This window comes from Arthrobacter sp. 10L424 (assembly GCF_056395325.1).
This window is the reverse complement of the sequence record NZ_JBFTJH010000006.1, coordinates 109,785-125,236: the sequence shown is the minus strand read 5'-3', so window position 1 is coordinate 125,236 and position 15,452 is coordinate 109,785. Positions and strand designations below refer to the sequence as shown.

The following is a 15,452-nucleotide window of genomic DNA, read 5'->3' as shown; positions in this document are numbered from 1 at the left end:
GAAACCAGCACCAGCCCGTCCACCACGAACCTGTACCGGGAAAATGAGCCTGCGGGCCGGAGTGTTCCTCCGCGCGCAGCGCCCGATCCGCCAGCACCACCAACGGAGATCCACTTGTCAGATCAGAATGCCCCCGGCGCTTCCGCTGCGCCGTCCGGTCCCGGATCCACCGCGGGCTTCCGGCCCTCTGCGGTGGCTCCCGTGCCGCTGGCCACCATCGGCGAATCGATCGGCGTCGTTGTCCCCGGTGCTTCCGGCTCTGTCCTGGTCACCGGGATCTCCCTGAATTCCCGCGCCGTGTTGCCCGGCGACCTGTACGTCGCACTGCCCGGCGCGAGCCGGCACGGTGCCGACTTTGTCTCCCAGGCCGTCGAAGCCGGAGCGGCGGCCGTGCTGACGGACGACGCCGGCGCGCGCCTGCTGGCGTTCTCGCACGACATTGCCGTTCCGGTGCTCCTGGCAGAGGAACCCCGAAGCCTCGTGGGCGGACTATCCGCCCTGATCTACCAGAGCCGCCCCCAGGATGCGCAGACGCCGGCCCTCTTCGGCGTCACGGGCACCAACGGCAAAACCACCACCACGTACTTCATCAACGCCCTGCTGCAGGCCCTCGGGCAGAAGACCGGACTGATCGGCACCATCGAGATCCTGGCCGGCGGCGCGCCGATTCCCAGTCTCCTCACGACACCCGAATCCACCGATGTCCACGCCCTGCTCGCGCTGATGCGCGAACGCGGCCTCGACGCCGCCTCCATGGAGGTCTCCTCGCACGCCGTCTCGTTCCACCGCGTGGACGGGGTCGTTTTCGACGTCGCCGGCTTCACCAACCTGACCCAGGACCACCTCGACCTGCACGGAAGCATGGACGAGTACTTCCAGACCAAGGCCCGGCTCTTCACCCCGGAACGGGCCCGCCGCGCCGTCGTGACAGTTGACGATGAGTGGGGCCGAACGCTGGCAGCCACCGCCGGCATCCCGGTCACCACACTGGCCACCCACGGCGACGGCGCGGCGGCCGGGACGCCGGCCGCGGCGGACTGGACGGTCATCAACCCGGTCCCGCGCGGGCTCGGCACGGACTTCACCCTCCGCCACAGCAGCGGCACGGAACTGCGCGTCCATGCCGGGCTGCCCGGCAGCTTCAACGTGGCCAACGCCGCGCTGGCCACGGTCATGGTGCTCGACGGCGGCCACGACGCCGCTACCGTCCAGGCGGCCCTCGACGCGGGCGACCCCTTCACGGTCGCCGTCCCCGGCCGCATGCAGCTCGTCTCCACCGCCCCCGCCGCGGTGGTCGACTTTGCCCACAACCCGGACGCCCTGGCACGGGCACTGGAGGCGGTACGTTCCCCGGAACCGGGATCCCGCGTGATCATCGTCTTTGGCGCCACCGGACAACGCGACCAGGGCAAGCGCCCGGCCATGGGTGCCATCGCCGCACGCCTTGCCGACACCGTCATCGTCAGCGACGACGACCCGCACGACGAGGACGCCGCGGCGATCCGTGCCGACGTGATGGCCGGCGCGACCGGGGCCAAGGAAGACGAGGGCCTCGGCTGCACCATCCTGGAGGTTTACCCCCGGGACGCCGCCATCCGGAAAGCCGTGGAACTCGCGGGCCCGGCAGACACCATCCTCGTCGCGGGACGGGGCCACGAAGTGTGGCAGGAAGTCAAGGGTGTCAACCTCGCCCTTGACGACAGGGTGGAGCTCCGCTCCGCCTTGACAGCTCGGGGATTCACCGTTCTCGAAGACCAGCGGATAGAGTCCTAAACCGACATGATTGCATTTACCGCGGCGGAAATCGCCGACATTACCAACGGCCGGCTGGCCGCGGAACCGGGGATTACCCCCGGGTCCGTGGTGACCGACTCCCGGGAAGCCGCACCGGGATCCCTCTACGTGGCCAAGGCGGGGGAGACGGCCGACGGCCACGACTTCGTCGCCGCCGCGTTCGACCGCGGCGCCGTACTGGCGCTCGTCGAGCACGACGTCGCCGACGGGGCCGGGGTCAACTACCCCGCCGTTGTGGTCCAGGACTCGGTCCTCGCGATGGGTGCCCTCGCCGCGGAAGCCGTCCGACGGATCCGTGCCAGCCGCGCGGCCGACGGCGAGCCGCTGACCGTGATCGGCATTACCGGTTCCGCCGGGAAAACCACCACGAAGGACCTGCTCGCCGGAATTCTCGCCGCGGAGGGTCCAACCATTGCCCCGCAGGGTTCCTACAACGGCGAAGTCGGCGTTCCGCTCACCGTTTTCAAGGCCGGCGTCGACACCCGTTACCTCGTGATCGAGATGGGTGCCACGGGTGTAGGACACATCAGCTACCTTGCGGAGATGGTCCGCCCCGATATCGGAGTGGTCCTCGGCGTCGGCACTGCCCACGCCGGCGAGTTCGGCGGAGTGGAGAACATCGCCCGCGCCAAGGGCGAACTCGTTGAGGCGCTGCCGTCCGAAGGCACCGCCGTCCTCAACCTGGACGACGCGCGGGTCGCCGCCATGGCGGAGCGCACCCGGGCCACCGTCCTTGGCTACACCGCCCAGGCTGCCGGCGACGCAGCAGGAGCCGGGCGGGTCCGCGCGGAAGGCGTCGAGCTGAATGCCGGCGGCTGCCCGGAATTCGAACTTTTCCTGCCCGGTGAGAGCACCGGCCACCACGTCACGGCCCGGCTGATCGGCGCGCACCACATCGCCAACCTGCTGGCGGCCGCGGCTGCCGCGCACTCGGCCGGCGTCCCGGCGGCGCGGATCGCCGCGTCCCTCAGCGCCCAAACGGCCGCCAGCCGCTGGCGGATGGAGCGGACCGAGCGGGCCGACGGCGTCACCATCATCAACGATGCCTACAACGCCAACCCGGAATCCATGCGCGCAGCCCTGCGCACGCTCGCCGACCTCGGACGCGGCCGGCGGACCTGGGCCGTGCTGGGCGCGATGCTCGAACTGGGCCCCGATTCCATCCGCGAACACATGGCGGTCGGCACCCAGGTGGTGCGGCTCAATATTTCCCGGCTCGTCGTCGTGGGACGCGAGGCACGCTCGCTCTACGTCTCCGCCGTCAACGAGGGATCCTGGGGCAACGAATGCGTCTTCGCCGAGACCCCGGACGAGGCCTACGAACTGCTGCAGGCGGAACTGGAACCCGGTGACCTGGTGCTCTTCAAGTCTTCCAACAGCATCGGGCTGCGTCATTTGGGCGATCGGATAGCATTACCCCCAGACACTGCCGGAACCGCCACTGAAGGGAGTGCGCTGCTGTGATTGCACTGCTGATGGGCGCTGGACTGGCCCTGCTGTTTGCCTTCCTGGGCACCCCGCTCTTTATCCGCTTCCTGGTCCGGAAGAGCTACGGGCAATTCATCCGGGATGACGGCCCCACCTCCCACCACACCAAGCGCGGCACCCCCACGATGGGAGGCACCGTCGTCGTCCTGGCGGTGCTCGCGAGCTACGGCATCACGCATCTGATCATGTGGCTGATCAACCCGGCGTCGCCGGGCCCGTCCGCCTCGGCCCTGCTGCTGCTGTTCCTGATGGTCGGCATGGGGCTGGTCGGATTCCTGGATGACTTCATCAAGATCTCCAAGCAGCGGAGCCTGGGCCTGAACGCCAAGGCCAAGCTGATCCTGCAGGCCGCCGTAGGCATCATCTTCGCGATCCTGGCCCTCTATTTCCCGGACGAGACCGGGGTGACGCCCGCATCGTACCAGATCTCCCTGGTCCGCGACATCCCGTGGCTGAACCTGGCCTTCGCCGGCACGCTCCTGGGCACCATCCTCTTCGTGCTGTGGTCCAACCTGATCATCACCGCCGCCACCAACGGCGTGAACCTCACGGACGGTCTGGACGGACTCGCCGCCGGCGCCTCCATCATGGTGTTCGGCGCCTACACCCTCATGGGCATCTGGCAGAGCAACCAGTCCTGCGGTTCGCCGCGGCAGGCAGGCTCCGGCTGCTACACGGTCCGTGACCCGCTGGACCTTGCCCTGCTCGCCGCCATCCTCAGCGCGGCCCTGGTGGGCTTCCTGTGGTGGAACACCTCACCGGCCAAGATCTTTATGGGGGACACCGGGTCTCTGGCCATCGGCGGCGCCGTCGCCGGCTTCGCGATCCTGTCCCGGACCGAGCTGCTGCTCGCCTTCATCGGCGGCCTCTTCGTGCTCATCACCCTCTCGGTGATCATCCAGGTCGGCTACTTCAAGCTCACCAAGGGCAAGAGATTCTTCAAGATGGCCCCGCTCCAGCACCACTTTGAACTCAAAGGCTGGGCGGAAGTCACCGTCGTCGTCCGGTTCTGGATCCTGTGTGGCCTCTTTGTCGCCGCCGGACTGGGCATCTTCTACGCCGAATGGGTGGTACTGCTGTGACTGGTCCTATTCCGGTGCCCCTCACCACCTCACCCAGGCTCCAGGACCTGGTCACCTGGGACTCCGACTGGGCCGGACTGCGGGTCGTCGTCACCGGCATCGGGGTCTCCGGCTTCGCCGCCGCGGACACCCTGATCGAACTTGGTGCCCGCGTGGTCGTCGTGGACGCCGCCACCGGCACCACGGCGCAGGCCCAGGCCGACACCCTGCGCATCGTCGGGGCCGTGGACGTCCTGCTGGGCGAGGACGCCGTGGAGACCGTCCCGAAAATCGACGGTGCAAAGCCGGACCTGATCGTCACCTCCCCGGGCTGGCGGCCGGACCAGGCCCTGCTCGCCGCAGCCGCGAGGGCCCACATCCCCGTCTGGGGCGACGTCGAACTCGCGTGGCGGGTCCGGGAACGCAAGGGACGCAAGACCGCGGACTGGCTCACCATCACCGGCACCAACGGCAAGACGACCACCGTCGGGCTGACCGAATCGATGCTGCAGGCCGCCGGACTCAAGGCGATCGCCGTCGGCAACGTCGGCACCCCGATCCTGGACGCCCTGCGCGATCCGGTGGACTACGACGTCTTCGCCGTCGAGCTCTCCAGCTTCCAGCTGCACTGGAGCGATTCCGTCTCCCCGGTGGCGAGCGTCTGCCTGAACGTGGCCGAGGACCACGTGGACTGGCACGGCTCCTACGCGTCCTACCTGGCGGACAAGGCCAAGGTCTACGAAAACACCCAGAAGGCTTGCGTCTACAACGCCGAGCAGATCGAAACCGAACGCATGGTCGAAGAAGCCGACGTCGTCGAAGGCTGCCGCGCGGTGGCCTTCACCACCGTCACGCCGGCCGTCAGCATGCTCGGCGTCGTCGAGGGTCTCCTGGTGGACCGCGCCTTCATCGCCGAGCGCAAGGACAGCGCCGCGGAACTGGCGTCCGTGTCCGACCTTGGCGCCGTGGCCCCGCGTCACATGGTGGCCAATGCCCTGGCCGCGGCGGCGTTGGTCCGGGCCTACGGCGTCGAACCGGCCGCCGTGCGCAAGGGTCTGCTGAACTTCCTGCCGGGGGACCACCGCATCCAGGTTGTTGCCCGGCACGACGGCGTCCTCTGGGTCAATGACTCCAAAGCCACCAACCCGCATGCGGCCGCGGCATCGCTCTCCGCGTTCGAGGACGTCGTGTGGATCGCGGGCGGGCTCTCCAAAGGCGTGAATTACGACGCGCTCGTCCAGGAGCACGCGCGCCGGCTCAAGGCCGTGGTCCTGATCGGGGCCGACTCCGGCGATCTGCGCTCCGCGCTGCAGCGACACGCACCGGATGTCCCCGTGATCGGTGAGGGGAAGGGCGAAACTGAACAGGTGCAGACTGCCGGGACGGCCGACGCCGAAGCTGGACCCTCACCGATCTTCGGCGAGACTGTGATGGCTCGGGCTGTTGCCTCGGCGGCGCAGCTAGCCGCCTCCGGGGACACAGTGCTCCTGGCCCCGGCGGCTGCATCCATGGACCAGTTCTCTTCCTACGCTCACCGTGGCGACGCCTTCATTGAAGCTGTCCGCGAGCTCGTGGAAGGGCAGGCTCAGACCAGCAAGGAGTAACTATGGTCAGCACGCCCACACGTTCCCCCGCGGCCTCTTCGGCTGCAACCAAGCCGTCCGGAACACCGTCGTCAGCAACCTCGTCGTCGGCAACCCGGCCTTCCGACGTGCCGGCCCCAGCCGGCGTGCAAGCAGCCGGCGTGCAAGCAGCCGGCCGTAAGGTCCGGGGCTGGTATCGGGGGTTCTGGTCCGCCCTCGAAGGAACGGGCAAGTCCCGCAACGGCTCCACGTACTACCTGATCCTGGGTTCCACGCTGGCGCTGACGGCGATCGGCATCATGATGGTGCTCTCGGCCTCCAGCGTCGAGGCCATCGCAGCGGGGGAGTCGCCCTACACGGCGGCCCTGAAGCAGGGGCTGTTCGCCGGGATCGGGCTGTTTGGCATGTTCCTGCTCTCGCGGGTCAACGTCGTCTGGCTCAAACGCGGCGCCTGGATCGCCATCATCGTCGCCTTCGTCCTGCTGGTGCTGGTGCTGCTGGTCGGCCGCAGCGCCCTCGGCAACAAGAACTGGATCGACGTCGGGCCGTTCACGTTCCAGCCGTCCGAGGCGGCCAAACTGGCGCTTGCCTTGTGGATGGCCACGGTCCTGGACCGCAAGGCCAAGCTGCTCTCCCAGGCACGGCACGCCCTGGTCCCCGTGGTTCTCCCGGGAGCCGCAGGAGTGATCGGCCTCATCCTGGTGGGCAACGACCTCGGCACCGCCATGATCGTCATGATGATCACGGCCGCCGCCCTGTTCTTCGCCGGGGTGCGGCTGTACCTGTTCGGCATCGCCGGCGCCGTCATCGCCGTGGGCACGGCCGTCATGGCGATCACCAGCCCCAACCGGATGTGCCGGATCCTGTCCTGGTCCGGCCAGACCTGCGCGGATGGCTCCGACCTCAACTACCAGTCGACCAACGGCCTGTACGGCCTGGCCTCCGGGGGCTGGTTCGGGGTGGGGCTGGGGCAAAGCCGGCAGAAATACAGCTGGATCCCGGAAGCCCACAACGACTTCATCTTCGCCATCATCGGCGAGGAGCTCGGACTGGTCGGAACACTCGTGGTGCTGGTGCTCTTCGCCATCCTCGGCACCGCCATCTACCGGGTTGTAGTAGCCCAGAAGGACATGTTCCACCGCGTCCTGGCCGGCACCATCATGGTCTGGCTGCTGGGCCAGGCGACGGTCAACATGGCCGTGGTCACCGGACTGGCCCCCGTGGTGGGCATCCCGCTCCCGTTCATTTCCTACGGCGGCTCGGCGCTGCTCATGTCCCTGTGCGCGATCGGCGTAGTCTTGTCACTGGCCCGGGCTCAGATGGCGCCCGGGCTCCAGCCCAAGGGGTTGTTCAGGTACGGCCCGGCCGGGCTGGCGGCGTCCCTGCGGAAGCGGAACGCCGAGCGCGACGCAGCCAGGAACGCAACCAAGAGCACAGCCAAGAACACAGCCAAGAAGAAGTCCGGCAACACAGCCAGCAAAACGGCCACAACGGCCAAGGCGACTGCCCCCGCCGCGGCCGCCCCGAAATCCGTGGCCCCAAGATCCGCCGCGCCAAGATCCGCGGTCACCACGGACTCCCCAGGGACGCCGGCCAACCGAAAGCCGGCCACCAGAACTCCCGCCCCCCGCAATCCTGCACGAAAGCGTAAATAGGCCTCCATGAACACCGAGTCCCCTGTATCCCAGTTATCCGTCGTCCTCGCCGGCGGCGGAACAGCCGGGCACATCAGCCCGCTCCTGGCCATCGCCAACGCCGTCCGGGAAGCCCGCCCCGATGCGCGGCTGCTGGCCGTGGGTACACCGGGCGGCATGGAAGCCCGGCTGGTTCCGGCCGCCGGGGTCGGCCTCGTCACGATCAGCCGCGTTCCCTTCCCGCGACGGCCCTCCCTGGACCTGCTGCGGCTGCCCGGGCGACTGGCAGGCGCTGTCAAGCAGGCCGGGGTCATCCTCGAGGAGGCCAAAGCCGACGTCCTGGTCGGCGTCGGGGGATACGTCTGCACGCCGATGTACCTGGCCGCCCGGCGCCGCAAGATCCCCATCGTCATCCACGAGGCCAACACTCGGCCCGGGCTCGCGAACCGCGTGGGGGCACTGCTGGGCGGACACGTGGCCGTGGCCTTCGGCGCCACCAGGCTGGGTGCCTCCCGCCACGTCGGCATGCCGATGCGCAAGGAAATCTCCGGCCTCGACCGGGCCGCCGCCAGGACCGCGGCCCGCGCAGCACTCGGCCTGGACCCGGACCGCCCGGCCCTGATTGTCACCGGCGGCTCCTCGGGCGCCCAAAGCATCAACCGCACCATGGCCGCGTCGGCAGGCCTCCTCGCGGAGGCCGGCATCCAGACCCTGCACATCACCGGCCGCGGCAAGGCAGTCCACGACGCCGACGGCAAGCCACTCGCCGCCCCGGGCTACCAGCAGCTCGAATACGTCGACGGAATGGAAACGGTGTACGCCGCGGCGGACCTGCTGCTGGCCCGCTCCGGCGCCGCGACCGTCAGCGAGGTGGCCGCCGTCGGCCTGCCCGCCGTCTTCGTACCGCTGCCGATCGGCAACGGCGAACAGGCGCTCAACGCAGCCGGACTCGTCGAGGCGGGAGGGGCCCTGCTCGTCGAGGACAGCACGTTTTCTCCCGGTTGGGTCAGCGAGCACATCATCCCCCTGCTGCAGGACCCTGCCAGGCTTGCACGGATGGCTGACAGCGCCGAGAAGCTCGGCATTCGCGACGCCGACCGGAGCATGGCGGATCTGGTCCTCGAGGCGGCGGCCTCTGTCCAGGCGAAGTCAGCGAAACCCGTGAAACACGTCAAACCCGGCAGGAAGCAGTAGAGCAATGACTCAGCCCGAGCACCAGCACACCACCTCGGCCGTCCGCTCCGCGGAATCCCTCGGCCGGATGCATTTCATCGGTATCGGCGGCGTAGGGATGTCCGCCGTGGCCCGCATCATGGTGGCCCGCGGCCTGCCGGTCAGCGGTTCCGACGCCAAGGACCTGCCGGTCATGACGGACTTGGCAGCGGCCGGCGCACGGATCTGCGTCGGCTACGACGCCGCCAACCTGGGCGACGCGCAGAGCGTCGTTGCCGGCTCCGCCATCCGCCCGGACAATCCCGAGCTGGCTGCGGCGCGGGCGGCCGGACTGCCCGTGCTGCACCGCTCGGAGGCACTCGCGGCCGCAATGGCGCAGGACACCGCCGTGACGGTGGCCGGCACGCACGGCAAATCCACCACCACATCGATGATTGCAGTGCTTCTGCAGGGCGCGGGGCTGGACCCGTCGTTCGCCATCGGCGCGAACGTTCCGGCGCTGGGCGTGAACGCCGCCAGCGGCAGCTCGCCGGTCTTTGTCGCGGAGGCCGACGAATCCGATGGCTCCTTCCTGAACTACCGCCCGCAGATTGCCGTCGTGACGAACGTCGAACCGGACCACCTCGACTTCTACGGCACGGCCGAAGCCGTGTACGCCTCCTTCGACCGCTTCACCGCGCTGCTTCCGGCAGACGGCGTGCTTGTCGCCTGCGCTGACGATCCCGGCGCCAGGGCCCTGGCCCTGCGGACCCTGGAACGCGGCAACACGCGCGTCGTGCTCTACGGCACCAGCGATGACGCCCAGCTCGTTCTGCACGACGGTGGCCCCGGGGACGTCTCGATCACCACCCCCGCCGGCCGGTTCCCCCTCGACCTCCACGTGCCCGGGCGGCACAACGCGCTCAACGCGGCGGCGGCGTTCGCCGTCGCCCTGGAACTCGGCGTCGACCCCGCGACTGCCGCCGGCGCTCTGGCGCACTTCACGGGCGCGTCCCGGCGCTTCGAGTTCAAGGGCGAGGGCCGCGGCGTCCGGGTCTACGACGACTACGCCCACCACCCCACGGAAGTGCGGGCAGCCCTGTCTGCAGCACGGTCGGTGGCCGGAGGCCACAAGCTGCACGTCCTCTTCCAGCCGCACCTGTTCTCTCGGACCCGCGAATTCGCCGAAGAGTTCGCCGCAGCGCTCAACGCCGCTGACACGGCCCTGGTCCTGGATATCTATCCCGCCCGCGAAGACCCGATTCCGGGCGTCAGCAGCCAGCTGATCGCCGACCACCTTGGCGCCGGCGGCCGGCTTGTCGGGCCGGGCGGTGAGGCTGTGCAGGCCATGGTGTCCGCCGCCGCGCCGGGGGACATCGTGCTCACGGCCGGAGCCGGCGACGTCACGGCCTACGGGCCGCTGATTGTTGCGGCCCTGAACGACGGTGCGGCCCTCAACGACAGTGCAGCCCTGAACGGCGGTGCTCCCGGTGCCTAGCACCCGCCGCCCCAGTTACAAGGCAGGCGCGGGCCGTTCGCCGTCCGCGCGCCAGACGGCGACGCCCGATGTCATCTCGGCATCCAAGGAGAGCCCAGGCGGGCCCAACAGCACCGCCAGCGGTGCCGGGGCCGCCCCGGTGGCCCCGGCGGCCCGGGACAATGTCCTGTCCTTTCCCGAACCGAAGGCCAAACGCCGAAAGCGCATCCTGCTGGGCACGATCGGTGCCCTGGCCGCGCTGGTCGCGGGGATCCTCGCCGCGGCTGTCTACTCGCCGGTCCTGGCGCTGCAGACCGTAACCGTGGAGGGCACCAAACTGCTGACCACGGAGCAGATCCAGACCGCCCTCGCGCCGCTGCAGGGCAAGCCGCTGCCGCAGATCAGCGACGGCGACGTCACCGCACTCCTGCAGCCGCTGGTCCAGGTCAAGGAAGTCAGCACGCAGGCCCGCCCGCCGTCGACGCTGCAGGTCAAGGTGACCGAACGCGTGCCGGTGGCGCTGGTCAAACAGGGTGACGCGCACCAGCTGGTGGACGCCGACGGCGTGACGCTCAGCGACTCAGCAGACCCGGCTGCCACGCAGCTTCCGGTTATCGACGGCGGAGGCGGCACCCTGCCGAAGGACCTGTTCCATGCCATCACCGGGGTCCTGGGGGCGCTGCCCGCCGATGTGCTGGCGCGGCTCTCCAACGCCTCGGCGAAGTCGGTGGATGCCGTTGAGCTCAAACTCGTCGACGGCCAGACCATCGTCTGGGGAAACTCGGGGGAGAAGGAGCTCAAGGCAAAGGTCCTCGAGGCCCTGCTGAAGGCACCTGCGGACCCGAAGAACCCCGTCCGGATCTACGATGTGAGTGTGCCGCGGCACCCGGTCACCCGATAGCTGCCCAGCACTTGGCCGGCAAAGGGCAGGGGCGCCCGCAACCCGCTGGGCCCTCGGCCGGCCGCCGCAGCGACACCAGCAGCAACGCCGTCCGAAGCACGGTCACTAGGACGGCACCAAAAGAAGCTATTTCGGCGGTATTACCGCGACACGCGGCGGCGGTTATTGAATGTCACCACGCAAGGAAATAGCGTCACAGCATGAGTTACTTGACATAACTATAACCTTCAAGTCGAAGGTTAAGGTTCAAAGCTTCAAGCCCGACTCCAACAGTTTTCGCAATAGAACACGAACAAGGGACACGTAACGTGGCAGCTCCGCAGAATTACTTGGCCGTCATCAAGGTCGTCGGCATCGGCGGCGGTGGCGTGAACGCAGTCAACCGCATGATCGAGGTCGGTCTTCGAGGCGTCGAATTCATTGCTGTCAACACCGATGCGCAGGCATTGTTGATGAGCGATGCAGACGTCAAACTCGACATCGGGCGTGAGCTGACGCGCGGCCTGGGAGCCGGTGCGAACCCTGAGGTCGGCCGGCAGGCTGCCGAGGACCACGCCGAAGAAATCGAAGAGGTCATCCGCGGCGCTGACATGGTCTTCGTTACCGCCGGCGAAGGCGGCGGCACCGGCACTGGCGGCGCGCCCGTCGTCGCCCGCATCGCCCGTTCGCTCGGCGCGCTGACCATCGGCGTTGTTACCCGCCCGTTCACCTTTGAAGGCCGCCGCCGCGCTGGCTCCGCCGAGGCCGGCATCGACGCCCTCCGCGACGAAGTCGACACGCTCATCGTCATCCCGAATGACCGCCTGCTGTCCATCAGCGACCGCAACGTCTCCGTTCTGGACGCGTTCCGTTCCGCTGACCAGGTCCTCCTCTCCGGTGTCCAGGGCATCACCGACCTGATCACCACCCCCGGCCTGATCAACCTCGACTTCGCCGACGTCAAGTCCGTTATGCAGGGCGCCGGTTCTGCGCTGATGGGCATCGGTTCGGCGCGCGGCGAAGACCGCGCAGTGAAGGCCGCGGAGCTCGCCATCGCCTCCCCGCTGCTGGAAGCGTCGATTGACGGAGCCCACGGCGTCCTGCTGTCCATCCAGGGCGGCTCGGACCTGGGCCTCTTCGAAATCAACGAGGCCGCCCGCCTGGTCCAGGAAGTGGCCCACCCCGAGGCCAACATCATCTTCGGCGCGGTCATCGACGATGCCCTTGGCGACGAGGCACGAGTCACCGTCATCGCGGCCGGCTTCGACGACGTCAAGGCCACCTCGCCGTCCATGGACCAGTCCCTTCCGCAGTCGGCACCGCAGCGCCCGGCCGCCCCGGCAGCAGCTCCGGTCCAGGCTCCGTCCTCCGCCCAGGTCCAGCCCCTGCACGCCACGGTCGGCGCGTCCGGCTACGGCGGCTGGGGCCAGCAGCGCCCGTCCGCAGTCCCGGCTGACTCCGGCTTCGACGTCGACCTGCCGTCCGTCGTGGAGCCGGACCTCTCGGGCCGCCACTCCGACGATCTGGATGTCCCTGACTTCCTCAAGTAGGTCCTGAAGCACCATGGCACTGCCGGATGGCAGTGCCATGGTGCTTTCTCGTAGGATCGAAGTTCTGCAAACAAGTTCGGCAACGATTTGGGGTTTAGCGTGTTCTCCTGGCGGGCGGAAGTCCGGCCCGGCGTCTGGGTGGCCTTCACCGACGCCGGGGCCGGAAACCTGGCGCTCCATGTCGGCGACGATCCGGTGGAGGTCCGGCACCGGCGTGCGGGCATCGAAGCGGCGGTGGGACTCGGCGGCCGGCCCTTCCGGTACATGAACCAGGTCCACGGCAGCGACGTCGCCGGCATTGGCGCAGCGGCTGCCCCCGGCAGCGGTGGTGACGGCCTTGGAGCCGATGCCCCGACCGCTGACGCCATGGTCTCCCTCGGGGAACCCCTCGCCGTGATGGTGGCGGACTGTGTGCCGGTTGTCCTGGTCGGAGACAGGGCCGGAGGCGGAACCCCGGTCCTCGCCGTCGTCCATGCCGGGCGCCCCGGCGTCGCATCCGGCGTCATCCCTGCGGCCGTGGCCCGCATGCGCGACCTCGGTGCGGCGGGGCTCAGCGCCTGGATCGGCCCGTCCGTCTGCGGAGGATGCTACGAGGTCCCCGCGGACATGCGCGACGACGTGGCCGCCCGCGTTCCCGCTGCCTGGTGCACAACCTCCCGCGGAACGCCGGGCCTGGACCTGCCGGCCGCCGTCCGCAGCCAACTGCAGGACGCGGACGTGAGCGTCGAATACTCCGGCAACTGCACCCTGGAAGACGAGAACCTGTTCTCGTACCGCCGCGACCCGAACACCGGACGATTCGCCGGACTGGTGTGGACCCTACCCACGACGGCCAACGATGGGCGATCAGGCGGGCCAGCCGATGAATGAGCAGCAGCCCCCCGGTGTTAAGTCAGACGCTGTTCAGCCAGGCGCTGTTCAGCCAGGCGGCGGGCAGCCCGATCCCCGGCTGGAGCAGCTCCGGGAGCGGCTCACTGCCGTCCGGGAGCGGATAGACAACGCCGTTGCCGCTGCCGGGCGTGCGGCCCGGCCGCCGCGGCTGATCGTAGTCACCAAGTTCCACCCCGCCGAGGATGTCCGGCGGCTCGCCGCCCTTGGCGTCACCGACGTCGGGGAGAACCGGGACCAGGAGGCGGCGGAGAAGGCGGCGCAGCTCGAAGACCTTGGCCTGAGCTGGCATTTCGTCGGCCAGCTCCAGAGCAAGAAAGCCAAGTCTGTGGTGAAGTACGCGTCTGCCGTGCACTCCGTGGACCGGGAGGCGGTGGCGTCCGCACTCGGCAAAGCGATGGCAGCCGAAAGCGAACGCACCGGGCGGGCGCCGCTGGACTGCTTCATCCAGGTCAGCCTCGACGACGACGCCGGCGCCCACCGCGGCGGCGCGGCCCCGAACGAGGTGCCCGCACTGGCCGAACAGCTGGCTGGTGCTGCGGGACTGAGGCTCGCCGGCGTCATGGCCGTAGCCCCGCTCGGGGCCGATCCGGCCGCTGCCTTCGAGAAGCTCGCAGGCATTTCCGGGCGGCTGATCGAACAATTTTCGGACGCCACGGGCATTTCCGCGGGCATGAGCCAGGACCTGGAACAGGCCGTCCGGTTCGGGGCGACACACCTTCGCGTTGGCTCCGATATTCTCGGTCCGCGTCCGGCGTTGCGGTAGGTTCAACGTATTGGAAGGTAATGGCGGGGATTCCAAGGCTGTTAAGTCGTTGATCGGCCCGCTCACGGACACGATTAGGAGTCGACCATGGCCGGCGCTCTGCGCAAGACAATGATCTATCTTGGGCTCGCCGATGGCGATGAACATTACGAGTCCGAGCACCAAACATCGCATAAGGATGAGGACGATTCCATGGAGCATGACCGCGAGGAACGCCGTGCCCCGGCGCCCGTCCGCGAGGCCCCCAGGGAAGAGCCCTACGCCGCTGAAGAGGAATATCGCGCACCTGTGACACCCATCAAGCGAGCGGCATCGAGCCGCGAAGAGCCCACCGGACTCCGCCAGATCACCACGATCCACCCGCGGTCCTACAACGATGCCAAACTCATTGGTGAAAGCTTCCGTGATGGCATTCCCGTCATTATGAACGTCACGGACATGGGGGAGGCGGACGCCAAGCGCCTCGTCGACTTCTCCGCCGGGCTGGTCTTCGGACTGCGCGGCAGCATCGAGCGCGTGACCAACAAGGTCTTCCTGCTGTCGCCGTCGTATGTTGAGGTCATCGGCGATGACAAGAAGGTCAGCGAGACGCAGGCGAGCTTCTTCAACCAGAGCTAGTCCGGGATTTTTCGGCCAGGATGCCAGGCAGGGACACCCTGTCTGGCATCGCTGCTGAATTATCCGTGTTGAAATAGAGGCGTAACTATCACGAGGACACTGCGGTATCCGGAATGAACATGGAGATATGAGTTAAGTCATGGGAATTGTTTTCGGACTTGTCTATATCGCGCTGCTGTTGTTCTTTGTTGCCCTCATCGTCCGGCTGGTCTTCGACTGGGTGCAGATGTTCGCACGGAGCTGGCTGCCGCGCGGCGTGGCGCTCGTCACCGCCCATGCTGTGTATTCGGTCACAGACAGACCCGTCAAACTGCTCCAGCGGCTGATTCCGCCGCTGCGGCTCGGCGGACTATCCCTGGACCTCGGATTCCTGCTTCTGTTCGTGGCTGTCACCATCGCCATGGCAGTAGCCAAGTTCCTGGTGTTCTCCCAGCCGATCGCGGCGTAGCCGGGCGGCGGACACGGTCCGCAGCCGAAACAGATAGAAACTCCGGTTTGACACTGCGGTGTTGAATTAGAGGAACCAGACCATATTTAGGTACCGTAGTTTTGACGGCCGGA

General features: G+C 68.2%; 12 protein-coding genes and 1 pseudogene. All 13 read left to right on the top strand.

The features are described 5' to 3' along the window. Positions 1 to 114 precede the first annotated feature (114 nt). The 13 genes and pseudogenes from AC1DC5_RS12540 to AC1DC5_RS12480 all read left to right on the top strand — a co-directional run bounded on the left by AC1DC5_RS12540 (position 115) and on the right by AC1DC5_RS12480 (position 15,339). Positions 115 to 1,773 (top strand): UDP-N-acetylmuramoyl-L-alanyl-D-glutamate--2,6-diaminopimelate ligase, encoded by a 1,659-nt coding sequence (locus AC1DC5_RS12540; RefSeq protein ID WP_476865358.1) that lies wholly within the window; start codon positions 115 to 117, stop codon positions 1,771 to 1,773. 6 nt (positions 1,774 to 1,779) lie between these two features. Next, positions 1,780 to 3,258, top strand: a complete 1,479-nt coding sequence (locus tag AC1DC5_RS12535; protein WP_476865357.1) for a UDP-N-acetylmuramoyl-tripeptide--D-alanyl-D-alanine ligase — start codon at positions 1,780 to 1,782, stop codon at positions 3,256 to 3,258. After that, a complete protein-coding gene (mraY, locus tag AC1DC5_RS12530) occupies positions 3,255 to 4,364 on the top strand; it encodes a phospho-N-acetylmuramoyl-pentapeptide-transferase (RefSeq protein ID WP_441405350.1) in 1,110 nt (369 codons plus the stop codon). The genes AC1DC5_RS12535 and mraY overlap by 4 nt, the downstream gene beginning before the upstream one ends. Further along, positions 4,346 to 5,947: a UDP-N-acetylmuramoyl-L-alanine--D-glutamate ligase gene (gene murD / locus AC1DC5_RS12525; RefSeq protein WP_476865356.1), complete on the top strand. Its 1,602-nt coding sequence runs from the start codon at positions 4,346 to 4,348 to the stop codon at positions 5,945 to 5,947. Before mraY ends, murD begins: the two co-directional genes overlap by 19 nt. 2 nt (positions 5,948 to 5,949) lie before the next feature. Then, positions 5,950 to 7,290, top strand: a pseudogene (gene ftsW / locus AC1DC5_RS12520) (putative lipid II flippase FtsW); the annotation flags it as partial. A gap of 297 nt (positions 7,291 to 7,587) precedes the next feature. Next, positions 7,588 to 8,754, top strand: coding sequence for a UDP-N-acetylglucosamine--N-acetylmuramyl-(pentapeptide) pyrophosphoryl-undecaprenol N-acetylglucosamine transferase (locus tag AC1DC5_RS12515; protein WP_476865355.1), 1,167 nt, complete (start codon positions 7,588 to 7,590; stop codon positions 8,752 to 8,754). A 4-nt stretch (positions 8,755 to 8,758) separates the two neighbouring features. Further along, positions 8,759 to 10,210: a UDP-N-acetylmuramate--L-alanine ligase gene (murC, locus tag AC1DC5_RS12510; protein WP_476865354.1), complete on the top strand. Its 1,452-nt coding sequence runs from the start codon at positions 8,759 to 8,761 to the stop codon at positions 10,208 to 10,210. Then, a complete protein-coding gene (locus AC1DC5_RS12505) occupies positions 10,203 to 11,090 on the top strand; it encodes a cell division protein FtsQ/DivIB (protein WP_476865353.1) in 888 nt (295 codons plus the stop codon). The genes murC and AC1DC5_RS12505 overlap by 8 nt, the downstream gene beginning before the upstream one ends. A gap of 308 nt (positions 11,091 to 11,398) precedes the next feature. Beyond that, a complete protein-coding gene (gene ftsZ / locus AC1DC5_RS12500) occupies positions 11,399 to 12,619 on the top strand; it encodes a cell division protein FtsZ (RefSeq protein ID WP_441405355.1) in 1,221 nt (406 codons plus the stop codon). A 99-nt stretch (positions 12,620 to 12,718) separates the two neighbouring features. After that, positions 12,719 to 13,489 carry a purine nucleoside phosphorylase YfiH/LACC1 family protein gene (locus tag AC1DC5_RS12495; protein WP_476865352.1) on the top strand — a complete coding sequence of 257 codons (771 nt, stop codon included), beginning with the start codon at positions 12,719 to 12,721 and terminating at the stop codon, positions 13,487 to 13,489. Next, positions 13,482 to 14,273 carry a YggS family pyridoxal phosphate-dependent enzyme gene (locus AC1DC5_RS12490; protein WP_476865351.1) on the top strand — a complete coding sequence of 264 codons (792 nt, stop codon included), beginning with the start codon at positions 13,482 to 13,484 and terminating at the stop codon, positions 14,271 to 14,273. The genes AC1DC5_RS12495 and AC1DC5_RS12490 overlap by 8 nt, the downstream gene beginning before the upstream one ends. Before the next feature lie 87 nt (positions 14,274 to 14,360). Further along, entirely contained in the window at positions 14,361 to 14,891 is a 531-nt protein-coding gene (locus tag AC1DC5_RS12485) for a cell division protein SepF (protein WP_441405358.1), read from the top strand. A 139-nt stretch (positions 14,892 to 15,030) separates the two neighbouring features. Continuing rightward, the gene (locus AC1DC5_RS12480) at positions 15,031 to 15,339 is read left to right on the top strand and encodes a YggT family protein (protein WP_476865350.1); all 309 of its coding nucleotides are present in this window, start codon (positions 15,031 to 15,033) and stop codon (positions 15,337 to 15,339) included. The last annotated feature ends 113 nt before the right edge of the window (positions 15,340 to 15,452 follow it).

What these genes read in the sequence shown, in the direction of transcription:
- AC1DC5_RS12480 (WP_476865350.1), top strand. Translation starts at nt 15,031, where the DNA reads ATGGGAATTGTTTTCGGACTTGTCTATATCGCGCTGCTGTTGTTCTTT.
- murD (WP_476865356.1), top strand. Translation starts at nt 4,346, where the DNA reads ATGGGTGGTACTGCTGTGACTGGTCCTATTCCGGTGCCCCTCACCACC.
- murC (WP_476865354.1), top strand. Translation starts at nt 8,759, where the DNA reads ATGACTCAGCCCGAGCACCAGCACACCACCTCGGCCGTCCGCTCCGCG.
- AC1DC5_RS12515 (WP_476865355.1), top strand. Translation starts at nt 7,588, where the DNA reads ATGAACACCGAGTCCCCTGTATCCCAGTTATCCGTCGTCCTCGCCGGC.
- AC1DC5_RS12485 (WP_441405358.1), top strand. Translation starts at nt 14,361, where the DNA reads ATGGCCGGCGCTCTGCGCAAGACAATGATCTATCTTGGGCTCGCCGAT.
- AC1DC5_RS12535 (WP_476865357.1), top strand. Translation starts at nt 1,780, where the DNA reads ATGATTGCATTTACCGCGGCGGAAATCGCCGACATTACCAACGGCCGG.
- AC1DC5_RS12490 (WP_476865351.1), top strand. Translation starts at nt 13,482, where the DNA reads ATGAATGAGCAGCAGCCCCCCGGTGTTAAGTCAGACGCTGTTCAGCCA.